The organism is Nitrosomonas eutropha, assembly GCF_003201195.1.
Classification (GTDB): Bacteria; Pseudomonadota; Gammaproteobacteria; order Burkholderiales; family Nitrosomonadaceae; genus Nitrosomonas; species Nitrosomonas eutropha.
Genome location: NZ_QICQ01000005.1, coordinates 51,878 through 65,135, shown reverse-complemented (window position 1 = coordinate 65,135; position 13,258 = coordinate 51,878). Strand labels below are relative to the sequence as shown.

At 43.1% G+C, this 13,258-nt stretch carries 15 protein-coding genes and 1 tRNA gene; 14 read left to right on the top strand and 2 right to left on the bottom strand.

The genetic code is table 11. The features are described from left to right. Nucleotides 1-2 precede the first annotated feature (2 nt). Both C8R14_RS03090 and gpmA read right to left on the bottom strand, forming a co-directional pair. Entirely contained in the window at nucleotides 3-1,283 is a 1,281-nt protein-coding gene (locus tag C8R14_RS03090) for a murein hydrolase activator EnvC family protein (protein ID WP_011634002.1), read from the bottom strand. Next, nucleotides 1,283-2,032, bottom strand: coding sequence for a 2,3-diphosphoglycerate-dependent phosphoglycerate mutase (gpmA, locus tag C8R14_RS03085; protein ID WP_011634003.1), 750 nt, complete (start codon nucleotides 2,030-2,032; stop codon nucleotides 1,283-1,285). Before gpmA ends, C8R14_RS03090 begins: the two co-directional genes overlap by 1 nt. A 200-nt stretch (nucleotides 2,033-2,232) precedes the next feature. Between gpmA and tpiA the strand changes: the two genes are divergently transcribed. The 14 genes from tpiA (at nucleotide 2,233) to nuoK (ending at nucleotide 13,210) form a co-directional block, all read left to right on the top strand. Further along, nucleotides 2,233-2,991, top strand: coding sequence for a triose-phosphate isomerase (gene tpiA / locus C8R14_RS03080; protein ID WP_011634004.1), 759 nt, complete (start codon nucleotides 2,233-2,235; stop codon nucleotides 2,989-2,991). 18 nt (nucleotides 2,992-3,009) lie between these two features. Next, on the top strand, nucleotides 3,010-3,375 hold the full coding sequence (secG, locus tag C8R14_RS03075; RefSeq protein WP_011634005.1) for a preprotein translocase subunit SecG: 366 nt from the start codon (nucleotides 3,010-3,012) through the stop codon (nucleotides 3,373-3,375). 50 nt (nucleotides 3,376-3,425) lie between these two features. Beyond that, nucleotides 3,426-3,510 (top strand) — tRNA-Leu (locus tag C8R14_RS03070). Nucleotides 3,511-3,593: 83 nt separating this feature from the next. Further along, nucleotides 3,594-3,950, top strand: a complete 357-nt coding sequence (locus C8R14_RS03065) for an NADH-quinone oxidoreductase subunit A (protein WP_011634006.1) — start codon at nucleotides 3,594-3,596, stop codon at nucleotides 3,948-3,950. 3 nt (nucleotides 3,951-3,953) lie between these two features. Next, the gene (locus C8R14_RS03060; RefSeq protein ID WP_011634007.1) at nucleotides 3,954-4,430 is read left to right on the top strand and encodes a NuoB/complex I 20 kDa subunit family protein; all 477 of its coding nucleotides are present in this window, start codon (nucleotides 3,954-3,956) and stop codon (nucleotides 4,428-4,430) included. A 9-nt stretch (nucleotides 4,431-4,439) separates the two neighbouring features. Further along, nucleotides 4,440-5,060, top strand: a complete 621-nt coding sequence (locus tag C8R14_RS03055; RefSeq protein WP_011634008.1) for an NADH-quinone oxidoreductase subunit C — start codon at nucleotides 4,440-4,442, stop codon at nucleotides 5,058-5,060. 57 nt (nucleotides 5,061-5,117) lie between these two features. Continuing rightward, a complete protein-coding gene (locus C8R14_RS03050; protein ID WP_011634009.1) occupies nucleotides 5,118-6,371 on the top strand; it encodes an NADH-quinone oxidoreductase subunit D in 1,254 nt (417 codons plus the stop codon). Between the two features lie 8 nt (nucleotides 6,372-6,379). Continuing rightward, nucleotides 6,380-6,856 (top strand): NADH-quinone oxidoreductase subunit NuoE, encoded by a 477-nt coding sequence (gene nuoE, locus C8R14_RS03045; RefSeq protein ID WP_041353718.1) that lies wholly within the window; start codon nucleotides 6,380-6,382, stop codon nucleotides 6,854-6,856. Beyond that, complete coding sequence (nuoF, locus tag C8R14_RS03040) at nucleotides 6,853-8,130, top strand: NADH-quinone oxidoreductase subunit NuoF (protein ID WP_011634011.1); 1,278 nt, start codon at nucleotides 6,853-6,855, stop codon at nucleotides 8,128-8,130. The genes nuoE and nuoF overlap by 4 nt, the downstream gene beginning before the upstream one ends. A 61-nt stretch (nucleotides 8,131-8,191) precedes the next feature. Then, a complete protein-coding gene (gene nuoG, locus C8R14_RS03035) occupies nucleotides 8,192-10,597 on the top strand; it encodes an NADH-quinone oxidoreductase subunit NuoG (protein ID WP_011634012.1) in 2,406 nt (801 codons plus the stop codon). 24 nt (nucleotides 10,598-10,621) lie between these two features. Beyond that, on the top strand, nucleotides 10,622-11,719 hold the full coding sequence (nuoH, locus tag C8R14_RS03030) for an NADH-quinone oxidoreductase subunit NuoH (RefSeq protein WP_011634013.1): 1,098 nt from the start codon (nucleotides 10,622-10,624) through the stop codon (nucleotides 11,717-11,719). A 17-nt stretch (nucleotides 11,720-11,736) separates the two neighbouring features. Further along, nucleotides 11,737-12,225: an NADH-quinone oxidoreductase subunit NuoI gene (gene nuoI, locus C8R14_RS03025; protein WP_011634014.1), complete on the top strand. Its 489-nt coding sequence runs from the start codon at nucleotides 11,737-11,739 to the stop codon at nucleotides 12,223-12,225. Between the two features lie 18 nt (nucleotides 12,226-12,243). Further along, nucleotides 12,244-12,849 (top strand): NADH-quinone oxidoreductase subunit J, encoded by a 606-nt coding sequence (locus C8R14_RS03020; RefSeq protein WP_074685008.1) that lies wholly within the window; start codon nucleotides 12,244-12,246, stop codon nucleotides 12,847-12,849. A gap of 55 nt (nucleotides 12,850-12,904) precedes the next feature. After that, nucleotides 12,905-13,210 (top strand): NADH-quinone oxidoreductase subunit NuoK, encoded by a 306-nt coding sequence (gene nuoK, locus C8R14_RS03015; RefSeq protein WP_011634016.1) that lies wholly within the window; start codon nucleotides 12,905-12,907, stop codon nucleotides 13,208-13,210. Nucleotides 13,211-13,258 lie beyond the last annotated feature (48 nt).

Sequence of the window (13,258 nt, the reverse complement as noted above, 5' to 3'; positions counted from 1 at the left end):
AGCTATTCTATTTTTACCCAGCCCAGTGGATCAAAAGGCTTGCCTTGATATCTGAGTTCGAAATACAAGCCTGATTCAGCATTTCCACCACTGTTGCCGACTATTGCTATCGTATCACCACTTTTAACTTTATTGCCCACCCGTTTGTAAATCGCTTCGTTGTTGCCGTATAGGCTCATGTAATGGTTGCCATGATCCAAAATCATTAAATTTCCAAACCCTCGTAACCAGTCGGAAAATATAACTTCCCCACTTGCAATGGCCTTGACTTCATTGCCTCCTGAAGAACGAATAAACAATCCTTGCCATTTTATACCACCATTTTCGCGCGGGCTGCCGAAGCGGTTAGTTAGCTCCCCCCGGACGGGTAGTCGCAACTTTCCTTTTAGTGCAGCAAAAGAACCCTTTTGTTCAATGGCATCAGGTAATTTATTATTACGCAATGCAGATTTATTGTTTTTGTTGTTTGATTTTGTGGGAGTGCTTTTTTTACGAGCAAGCTGTTTATTGAGTTTCTCAATCAGCTTGGAAAGACGCTGTTCATCTTGTTTCAGTTCGTCAATTTTTTTTTGCTGACGAGAAACCTCATTGGAGAGTGATGCGAGGATTTCTGATCGTCGATTTTTCTCCAGTTCGAGTTGTTGCTTTTGATGGAGCTGCTCGTTCCGGATTTGTTCAAGAGATTGATTTTGAATGCGGCTTGCATGAGCCAGTGTATCCAGATCAGCCAACTGGTTACGTAAATTATCGATATTTTTGGAGCGAGCCTGTGCTATGTATCTATAGTAGTAAAAGTTACGAGTAGCTTTGCCTGGATCTTGTTGCTTGAATAATAATTGTAAATATTCCCTATGTTTTGTCAGGTGCTGATAATAAATTAGCTTTCCAAACTGCGTTTGTCCGGCGTTGGCTTTATCCCGGAGCTGTGCTGATTTTTTTTGTAAGCGGGCAAGCTTGTCTTGTGCGTTTTTTTGCTGGCGCGTAAGCTGGGAAAGTTTGTTGTGCAGATCGCTTATTGATCGTTCGGAATCACGAAGTGCATCAGCTGCTCTGATCTTGGAAGATTTTTTATCAGTCAGGTCTTTTTGCAGGACGTCGATACGAGTGCGCAGATCATGCAGCTGTTTTTGATTATCCAAATTGGTTTGAGGAATCGCATACAGCAGAGGAGATGAAAATATATTTACTAAAAGCAGAAGACAAACAGTCCTGGATAATATCTTCCCTATCCCCGGGAAGTAATGTGGCGCTAATGTGAAATCTGCAATGAAACCAGCAAACATTAAGCTCCGGCTTTATCCTGATTCGCGACAGCTGATATTGCTTCCCCAATTACACTGTCATTACCCAAGTAGTAGTTCGTTAGTGGTTTCAGGTTGTTATCCAACTCATAAACCAGAGGAATTCCTGTCGGTATATTGCAGTTCAAAATATCTTGATCTGAGATATTGTCGAGATGTTTAATCAGAGCGCGTAGCGAATTCCCGTGAGCGGTGATAATCACTTTTTTTTCTGCCTTAATTTGTGGGGCAATTGACTGATTCCAATAGGGAAGAAATCTTGCCACGGTATCCTTGAGACTTTCAGTAACCGGAATATCACCGGAGGGAAGGCCGCGATAACGCATGTCAAAACCAGGGTAGCGCTTATCATCGGTTGTAATGGAAGGAGGGCGAGTGTCATAACTGCGTCGCCATATGAGTACCTGTTCATCACCATACTCCTTGGCTGTTTCTGCTTTGTTCAAGCCTTGCAATGCGCCATAATGACGTTCATTGAGCCGCCAGTTAAGTTCGATCGGAGTCCACATCTGATCCATTTCATCCAGTGCGATCCACAGCGTGCGGATGGCTCGTTTGAGTAGCGATGTATGCGCAATGTCGAAGGTAAAGCCATTTTCGCGAAGTAGTCTTCCGGCATTTCTAGCTTCTTTGAACCCTTTGGGTGTCAAATCAACATCGGTCCATCCTGTAAAGCGATTTTCCTGATTCCAGGTGCTTTCTCCATGACGTAGGAGAACAAGTTTTTTCATGTCGGCCTTAGAGTTGAGCGGGGGGAGAAAATTACATATAAGTAACTTTTGTAGTTTAATATATTTTACCTTAAGGTGCAGCAAATCAGGACTGATCCGATCTTAATAATCCCCCATTTAGTTGAGAAACTCGGGCATTGACGCGATCCGGTTTCGCAGGTAGCATCCTTGGGTTTATGGATTTAAAGCTGAGGGACGGGATGACGCGTGCGGGGTTTGTGGCGGGAAACTGGAAAATGTATGGTAATTTGGTTCAGAATCAAGAATTGCTTGCCGCAATTGTTTTGGGTATCCCATCATTGCAGAATGCGTCCTGCGCGGTATGTGTGCCTTATCCCTACTTGGCGCAAGCGCAGTCAGTGTTGAAGGGTACGCATGTGGCATGGGGGGGGCAGAATATCAGCCAGCATCATCAAGGTGCTTATACCGGAGAGGTATCGGCAGGTATGCTGACCGATTTTGGTTGTCGTTATGTAATTGTGGGCCACTCGGAGCGGCGGACGCTATACGGTGAAGATAATCAGATGGTTGCGGAGAAATTTCACTCCGCCCAGGAGCAATCGCTAGTACCAATACTCTGTGTCGGCGAAACGCTGGCGCAGCGTGAGGCAAATGAGACCGAACAAGTGATAGCTAGGCAGCTTGATGCGGTGATTGGTCTGGTAGGTGTTAATGCGATAAAGCAATCAGTTATTGCATATGAGCCGGTATGGGCAATTGGTACAGGAGAAACTGCTACTCCCCAGCAGGCGCAGGATGTTCATGCATTTGTAAGGAATCGAATAGCTGCTCATAACAGCGAAATTGCAGCAGATATCCAGATAGTTTATGGCGGAAGTGTGAAAGCAAATAATGCGTCTGAATTATTTGCGATGCCTGACATTGACGGAGGGTTGATTGGGGGAGCTTCGTTAGTTGCTGCAGAGTTTATTTCGATTTGTTTCGCAGCGCAAAGTTGAACGGGGATAAAGTATATTGTGGAAACACTTATTTGGTCAGTACATATCATTGCAGCAGTAGTTGTTGTTGTTTTGGTTCTGTTGCAACAGGGGAAGGGCGCAGATATGGGGGCGGCGTTTGGAGGCGGTTCTTCCGGGAGTTTATTTGGTGCTAGTGGATCTGCTAATTTTTTAAGCAGGATGACTGCATTGGCAGCTACAGTTTTTTTTGTTACCAGCCTGACGCTAACTTATTACTCAAGTGGTGATAAAGACGAAGGAAGTGTCATGCAAAAACTGGAGATAAAGTCGGATAAGGCGGCTGATTCGACCGGAAATGTTGAAAGTTCAGGTGCGGAAAACGAAAGTGGCTCCACATCAAGAGCTGGTGAAATTCCGGAATAACCTTGTATTTCCAGTATAGAGGCATTGGAAATAATAGAATAAGTTTATTCGCCGACGTGGTGGAATTGGTAGACACGCCGTCTTGAGGGGGCGGTGGCGAAAGCTGTGCGAGTTCGATTCTCGCCGTCGGCACCAGGCGAGCATATTTACAAATAGGAATTAAGCGAAAATCAATTTTATTTCCATGGTTTAGTAAGGAATTGGAGATGCTGGATACCATGCTTGGGAATTATTTCCCTATTTTATTGTTTATTTTGGTGGGTCTGCTAGTTGGCACATTATGTTTGGTGGCGGGTTGGTTGCTTGCGCCAAACAAGCCGGATGCCGAAAAATTGTCGACCTATGAGTGTGGGTTTGGTGCATTTGAGGATGCGCGCATGAAATTTGATGTGCGCTACTATTTAATTGCAATCCTGTTTATTTTATTTGATTTAGAAATAGCTTTCTTATTTCCTTGGGCAGTAGCGCTGAAAGAAGTGGGATTGTTTGGTTTTATTGCGATGCTAGTATTTCTTGGATTGCTCGTCGTCGGCTTTATTTACGAGTGGGCTAAGGGTGCTTTGGAATGGGATTAAATAATGGGTATTGAGGGTGCATTAGACAAAGGATTTGTTACCACAAACCTTGATTCCTTGATTAATTGGGGACGCACAGGATCAATGTGGCCTATGACATTTGGGCTGGCTTGTTGCGCAGTTGAGATGATGCAAACCGGTGCATCTCGCTATGACTTGGATCGGTTTGGAATTGTTTTTCGTCCGAGTCCCCGTCAGTCAGATGTCATGATCGTTGCGGGTACGCTATGTAATAAAATGGCACCAGCTTTGCGCAAGGTTTACGATCAAATGGCCGAACCTCGTTGGGTAATTTCCATGGGATCCTGTGCAAATGGTGGTGGGTATTATCATTATTCCTATTCGGTTGTCCGAGGGTGCGATCGGATAGTGCCTGTCGATATTTATGTGCCGGGTTGTCCTCCTACTGCAGAAGCTTTGCTTTATGGGATTATTCAGCTGCAGAATAAAATCTGGCGTACTAACACAATCGCGCGTTAGAGAATAAAAATGACAGATAGTCGCGTAGATAAACTTGCAACAAATTTACAGCAAGTACTGAGTGATCAGCAGGTTGATATGAGTCATGCGTTAGGTGAGCTAACTATTTTAATTCATTCCCGAGATTTGCTGGGTATTGCTGAAACATTAAGAAACCATACTGATTTGGCGTTTGATACGTTAGTTGATTTATGTGGCGTAGATTATAGCGAATATACGACAAATACGCATGCTGGATATAAGCGGGGTGACAAGCGCTTTGCCGTGGTGTATCACTTGCTTTCCGTTAAGCATAATCACAGACTGCGGATACGTGTATTTGTAGACGATAATGAATTTCCCATGCTTGATTCAGTGATACATATATGGCCTTCAGCTAATTGGTATGAACGAGAGGCATTTGATCTGTTCGGGATTGTTTTTAATAATCATCCAGATTTAAGAAGAATTCTTACAGATTATGGTTTTATAGGAAATCCATTTCGTAAAGATTTTCCATTGTCGGGGCATATGGAAATGCAATATGATCCAGAGCAAAAACGAGTGATATATCAGCCTATTACTATTGAGCCTCGTGAAATTACGCCATATATCATTCGCGAAGAACAATACGGTAAGGAAGAAACATGACACGCTCTATGATTAATCAGCGATCCTCACGAAGTTTTTGGGAAGGGTGTTTGTGAAATGGCTGATATTCGTAATTACACTATGAATTTTGGGCCGCAACATCCCGCAGCGCATGGGGTTTTGCGCTTGGTGATGGAGCTGGATGGTGAGGTTATTCGGCGTGCTGATCCGCATATCGGATTACTTCATAGGGCGACGGAGAAGCTCGCGGAGAATAAGACCTATATACAATCTGTGCCCTATATGGATCGGCTGGATTATGTGTCCATGATGGTCAATGAGCATGCGTATGTAATGGCGATTGAAAAGCTATTGCAGATAGATGTGCCCATAAGAGCGCAATATATTCGTGTTATGTTTGATGAAATAACGCGTATTCTCAATCACTTGCTATGGTTAGGCGCCCATGCACTGGATGTTGGGGCAATGACTGTTTTTCTATACACCTTTCGAGAAAGAGAAGATTTGATGGACTGCTATGAGGCAGTATCAGGCGCTCGGTTACATGCTGCCTATTATCGGCCAGGAGGAGTTTATCGGGATCTGCCGGATAGTATGCCGCAGTATCGATCATCAGCAATACACGATGAGAAGACAACGACAGCGCGTAATGAGAATCGGCAGGGCTCTTTGTTGGATTTTATTGAGGATTTTACTCATCGATTTCCAGGTTACGTGGATGATTACGAGACATTGCTGACAGACAATAGAATCTGGAAGCAACGCTTAGTTGATATTGGCGTGGTTTCACCTGATCGCGCTAAAGCTTTGGGATTTAGTGGGCCGATGTTGCGTGGATCTGGAGTGGCGTGGGACTTACGCAAAAAGCAACCTTATGAAGTTTATGACCAGGTAGATTTTGATATACCGGTTGGTGTCAATGGTGATTGCTATGATCGTTATTTGGTACGCATTGAAGAAATGCGTCAATCTAATTACATAATTAAGCAGTGTATTGATTGGATGAGAAAAAATCCCGGTCCTGTTATTACCAGTAACTTCAAAGTTGCACCACCTCCACGGCTGTCCATGAAACAAAATATGGAAGAAATGATTCATCATTTCAAATTATTTACAGAAGGTATGCATGTTCCGAGAGGGGAGGTCTACGCTGCTGTGGAGCATCCAAAAGGTGAGTTCGGTATTTATATTATTTCGGATGGCGCTAATATGCCTTATCGACTAAAAATACGTGCACCCGGGTTCGCACATTTAGCTGCAATGGATGAGATGGCTCGAGGGCATATGATTGCTGATCTTGTGGCAATTATTGGTACCCAGGATATAGTGTTTGGTGAAATAGATAGATGAGTTCGCTGATGTTAAGCATGGAAGCTCTAAAAAAGATTGATCGGGAAATTGCCAAATATCCCACGGATAAAAAGCAGTCGGCTGTCATGTCTGCGCTGGCCATTGCTCAAGATGAAAAAGGCTGGTTGGCAACTGAAACAATGGATTTTATTGCAAACTATTTAGAGATGCCTGCAATTGCCGTCTATGAAGTTGCTACTTTTTACAATATGTATAACCTGAAGCCGATTGGAAAATACAAATTGACTGTTTGTACCAATTTGCCTTGTGCGTTATCAGGTAGTAATCAGACTGTAGATTATCTTAAGAAGAAACTTGACATAGGGTTCAATGAAACAACTGTGGATGGATTGTTTACCCTCAAGGAAGGCGAGTGTATGGGAGCTTGTGGAGATGCGCCAGTACTTCTGGTTAATAACAAGCGTATGTGCAGCTTTATGACTGAGGATCAAATAGACAAATTGCTTGAGGAATTAAAGAGATGACTCAACCTACTCAAGTCATCATGGCGGGTGTCGATTCTGCAGATCCAAATAATTGGCGGTTAAAAAGTTATTTAAAACGTGACGGATATGTTGCGTTAAAAAAAATTCTTTCGCAAAAAATTCCTCCGGAAGTTGTGATTGAGGAAGTGAAGAAATCCGCACTACGTGGGCGCGGTGGTGCTGGTTTTCCTACTGGCTTGAAGTGGAGTTTTATGCCAAAACAGTATACAGGTGAGAAATATCTTGTCTGTAACTCTGATGAAGGAGAGCCGGGCACTTTCAAGGATCGCGATATCATGCGTTACAATCCACATGTCCTTATTGAAGGTATGTTGATTGCTGCCTATGCGATGGGTATCCGCACCGGATATAACTATGTGCACGGTGAAATCTGGGATGTTTACGAACGAATGGAGGAGGCTGTCGAGGAAGCCAATGCGGCAGGATTTCTCGGGGAGAATATTCTGGATTCTGGGTTCGTTTTTCAGCTCTACAATCATCATGGATATGGCGCCTATATATGTGGAGAAGAAACCGCGCTATTAGAATCGATAGAAGGTAAAAAGGGACAGCCACGCTTTAAACCTCCGTTTCCGGCTAATTTTGGCTTATACGGCAAGCCAACTACGATCAACAATACAGAAACGTTTGCTTCAGTTCCTTGGATTATGCGTAACGGGGGCGAAAGTTACTTGCAGCTGGGAAAACCGAATAATGGAGGTACCAAGATATTTTCGGTTTCCGGTCATGTAAATAAACCGGGTAACTATGAAGTGCCTATGGGCACTCCGTTTTCAAAGTTGCTGGAACTTGCCGGCGGAATGCGCGGGGGGCGGAAATTGAAAGGATGTATCCCCGGTGGTTCATCCATGCCAGTTTTACCTGGCAGCATCATGATGGAAACAGACATGGATTATGATTCAATAGCAAAAGCAGGCTCCATGTTGGGTTCGGGGGCGGTCATTATTATGGACGATACGACTTGCATGGTGCGTGCACTAGAACGCCTTTCCTATTTCTATTATGAGGAATCTTGTGGCCAATGTACTCCATGCCGAGAAGGAACAGGGTGGCTTTACAGGATCATCAATCGGATTGAGCATGGTAAAGGAAGGATTGAAGATCTGGATGTACTCAACAATCTTGCAGATAATATCCAGGGAAGAACTATCTGCGCGTTAGGTGATGCTGCTGCGATGCCAGTACGAGCTATGTTGCATCACTTCTGGGATGAATTTGTTTTTCATATTGAGCATAAAAAGTGCATGGTCTAGGTGAACCATGGTTTTAGTGCTGTATTTATCCAACTCCCGATAATCTTGGGAATTATTGCTGATGATTAATATTGAAATTGATGGCAAGCAAGTAGCCGTTGTACAAGGTAGTACCGTAATGGATGCTGCCAAGCAGGTTGGGATATACATCCCACATTTTTGTTATCACAAAAAACTGTCAATAGCTGCCAATTGTCGGATGTGCTTGGTTGAGGTCGAGAAAGCACCTAAACCTTTGCCTGCTTGTGCGACACCAGTTGCTGAAGGTATGAAAGTTTCAACGCACTCTCAGCAAGCTGTCACGGCACAAAAAGGGGTAATGGAGTTTCTGCTTATTAATCATCCGCTAGACTGCCCCATCTGTGATCAAGGAGGTGAATGTCAGTTACAGGATTTGGCTGTTGGATATGGTTCAAGTGGTTCGCGTTATCAGGAGGCCAAGCGAGCAGTAACCAACAAAAATCTTGGTCCACTCATATCAACAGATATGACTCGTTGTATCCATTGCACGCGATGTGTTCGTTTTGGGCAGGAAATAGCCGGGATCATGGAACTTGGGATGGCCGGCCGTGGAGAACACTCTGAGATTTTGACGTTTGTTGGTAAAACTGTTGATTCAGAGCTATCGGGCAATGTAATTGATTTGTGTCCGGTGGGAGCTCTGGTCAGTAAGCCTTTTCGTTACTCGGCAAGAACTTGGGAGTTATCACGCAGGAAATCAATCAGTCCACATTGCGGATTGGGAAGTAATCTGGTTGTACAAGTGAAGAATAATCGGGTTATGCGGGTGTTGCCACGTGAAAATGAAGCGATCAACGAATGTTGGCTCTCGGATAAGGATCGTTTTTCTTATGAGGGATTGAATTCTGAAGATCGTTTGACTGTCCCGATGATCAAAAAATCGGGAGAATGGCAAGCTTGTGGCTGGCAAGAAGCATTGGCTTTTACTGCGGAAGGTATCAAAAATGTAATTAATAAGTATGGTGCGCAGGGTGTCGGTGCCTTGGGGTCTGCTCATAGTACGCTGGAAGAGCTCTATTTATTGCAAAAATTGATGCGGAGATTGGGTAGCCATAATATTGATCATCGGGTACGCCAATCTGATTTCCGTGTAGATACCATGTCGCAGGGAGTTCCATGGCTGGGGATGCAAATTGCTGAGGTTTCACAACTGAAATCAATATTGGTTATTGGCAGTACATTACGCAAAGATCATCCGCTGCTTGCTCAGCGGATGCGTCAAGCAGTAAAACAAGGTGCGCAGCTGAGTGTCATTAATCCAATTGGAGATGATCTGTTTACCAAGCTCGCTTATCAAACTATTGTTGCACCATCAGCAATGTTGAATGCGGTATTACAGGTTCTTAAAGCAGTTGCAGAAATTAAAAATATGCCCATATCTGAGCAGATTGCATCTGCAGTAAATCAGGTTAATGTTTCAGAAAGCGCACGAGGAATGGCAAGTAGTCTTATAGAGCATTCTCCAGCTGCTGTTTTTTTGGGTAATCTCGCTCAACATCATCCCCATTATGCTGATTTATTCAGTGCAGTACAGGCAATTTCAGAGATGACGGAAGCAAGATTTGGTGTTTTGGGAGAGGCTGCAAATAGTGTGGGTGCCTATTCTGTCGGAGTTGTACCGTGGGATGTCGGAGCGGAATCTGCTAATAAAACTGAATCAAGGAAATCTGGTCTGAACGCGGGGCAGATGTTAGGACTGGGTGCGTCAGAGGAAGAATCTGTCTGTAGCGCCTATATACTATTGAATCTTGAGCCGGAGTTAGATAGTTATGATACGCGCCGAGCATCGCAGGTAATAAATCGTGCCGAGTTTGTGGTTTCCTTGAGTAGTTATAAAGGTAATGTTCCCGATTATGCGGATGTTATTCTGCCTGTCTCTCCTTTTACGGAGACATCTGGTACTTTTGTTAACTCCGAAGGAAGAATACAGAGTTTTCAAGGTGTGGTATCTCCTCTTGGCGAAACGCGTCCTGCTTGGAAAGTATTGCGTGTACTAGGAAATTTGCTGCAACTGGAGGGATTTGATTACGACTCATCAGAACAGGTTCGTGCAGAAATCATTTCTGATAAAGAGGAATTTGTGCAAAATTTGAATAATTCACTGGATGTACTTTCTATCAAAGATTTCAGTCAGAAAGGTAGTGAGATAGAAAGGATTGGTGAGGTACCAATTTATCAGGCTGATCCAATCGTAAGGCGTGCAGTATCTTTGCAAAAGACACATGATGCTGCTCCACCTACTGCATTTGCTTCTTCTGCCCTACTCAATAAAGCTGGAATTCTGGCGGGTGAAACAGTCAGAATAGATCAACAAAATGAGGAAATTCAGTTGGTGATTTCTGTGGATGATAATTTGCCTGATGATTGTATTCGTTTGGCATGCGCTCACCCGCAAATATCCAGACTGGGAACGATGTTTGGTGAAATCAAACTGGAAAAATTATAAGAACCTGGATTTGGAATCTGATCAATGGATAGTTTTCAACCATTATTTGAACAATTATTTGGCAGCGAGTGGGGTGTTTCCCTCTTTCTATTGGCAAAGAATCTGCTGTTGATTCTGGCAATCATTATTCCATTATTGCTGGCAGTCGCATATCTTACTTTTGCAGAGAGAAAGATTATTGCATTCATGCAAGTCAGAGTAGGGCCAAACCGGGTAACATTTTTTGGTATTCCTTGGTTGGGTGGATGGGGGCAGCCTATTGCCGATGCGGTTAAGGCTATCATGAAGGAAATCATTATTCCGACCGGTGCCAATAAATTTCTATTTCTCCTTGCGCCAATACTTGCTATAACGCCTGCATTAGCGGCATGGGCTGTCGTTCCCTTCTCACCAGAACTAGTATTGGCTGATATCAATGCTGCACTGCTATATATTCTGGCTATGACATCTCTGGGTGTCTATGGTGTCATTATTGCTGGATGGGCATCTAATTCAAAATATGCTTTCTTGGGTGCCATGCGTTCTGCTGCACAGGTTATTTCATATGAATTAGCTATGGGATTTGCCTTGGTTTGTGTGTTGATGATGTCCTCTAGTCTCAACTTGGGAGATATCGTAGCGGGGCAACAGGGAGGGAGTTTTCTTAATTGGTACATGATTCCATTATTTCCGATGTTTCTAGTTTATTTTATCTCTGGAGTAGCCGAAACTAATCGATTACCTTTTGATGTGGCTGAAGGAGAATCGGAAATCGTGGCTGGTTTCCATGTGGATTATTCGGGAATGGCTTTTACCATATTTTTTCTTGCCGAGTATGCAAACATGATTCTGGTTGCAACCTTAGCCAGTATCATGTTCCTTGGAGGGTGGTTGCCCCCGGTAGATATCATTCCCTTCAATCTGATCCCGGGTGTAGTTTGGTTGTTGTTAAAGATAGCCATCATGTTGTTTTTCTTTCTTTGGTTCCGTGCTACTTTTCCTCGTTATCGCTATGATCAAATTATGCGGTTGGGGTGGAAGGTATTTATTCCAATTACGTTAATCTGGATTGTTTTATTGGGCGCAGTAATGCAATTGCCTGAAGCTGCATTGCAAAGCTTTCCATTGAATCTTTGGTTCTAGTCAAGAGGAATTTCAAAATGGAACGCATTAAACGGTTTTTAAAATCCTTTTTGCTATTTGAGTTGTTAAAGGGAATGAAAGTAACTGGACGCTATTTGTTTGCGCCTAAGGTTACTGTACATTATCCGGAAGAGAAGACGCCGCAATCACCTCGTTTTAGAGGGTTACATGCTTTGCGTCGTTATCCTAATGGTGAGGAGCGCTGTATAGCGTGTAAGTTATGTGAAGCAGTTTGTCCGGCGTTGGCGATCACTATTGAGTCAGAACAACGTGATGATGGTACACGGCGTACCACACGTTACGATATTGATCTGATTAAGTGTATTTTTTGTGGTTTTTGTGAAGAAGCTTGTCCAGTAGATGCAATTGTCGAGACACGTGTGCTTGAGTATCACGGCGAAGTTCGTGGCGATCTGACTTATACCAAAGAAATGCTGCTGGCTGTGGGTGACCGTTATGAAGAGCAGATAGCCAAAGACAGAGCAGCAGATGCTCCTTATCGTTAAACATTTAGATATAAATTTATGATTTTCCAGGATTTTGTTTTTTACAGTCTGGCTAGTGTGGTGATAATTTCTGCACTAGGAGTAATTACATTACGTAACCCCGTTTACTCGGTGCTGCTATTGGTACTTGCTTTTGTGACATCTTCCGGATTATGGATTTTACTCGAAGCGGAATTTTTAGCGATAGCTCTAGTAGTGGTATATGTAGGCGCCGTCATGGTGCTGTTTCTGTTTGTGGTTATGATGCTAGATATTAATTTAGATCAGATGCGGGAAGGATTCTGGAAGTGGTTTCCATTTGGTGCAATATTGGCTTTTATTATGACCGTTGAGATGAGTATGGTACTGATGAGCAAACAATTTAGTTCTGAAATCATACAAACTCCGGAATATAAATCAGTTGATTACAGTAATACTAAAGAATTGGGTCGATTGATTTACACTGAATATGTGTATGTTTTCGAATTAGCTGCAGTCATTTTGTTAGTGGCAATGGTTGCTGCTATAGCTATAACCTTGCGCCATCGCACCGATAAAAAATCTTCTAATGCCTCCAGGCAGATAGCTGTTAGCCGTAACGAGCGGTTAAAAGTAATATCTATGCCTGCAGAAAAAAAAGAATGATTTTTCCCCAGGGATTTCAACTATCTCAAATATTTTCATTTGAAGGGTAATCATCTTGGTATCACTATCACATTATCTTGTGCTGGGCGCTGTTCTGTTTGCCATTGGGGTTGTAGGTATTTTTCTCAACCGTAAAAATGTCATTATTTTGTTAATGTCCATTGAGCTGATGCTACTGGCAGTTAATATAAATTTTGTCGCTTTCTCATATTATTTACAGGATATAGCTGGGCAGATTTTTGTATTTTTTATTCTGACTGTGGCTGCAGCCGAGGCTGCTATTGGTTTAGCGATTTTGGTCGCTTTATTCAGAAACATACGTACTATCAACGTAGATGATTTGGATAGACTTAAGGGTTGAACGGCAGGCAGTTTTATATCCAGTCAGTTTGTTAAACAGTATTGTTAA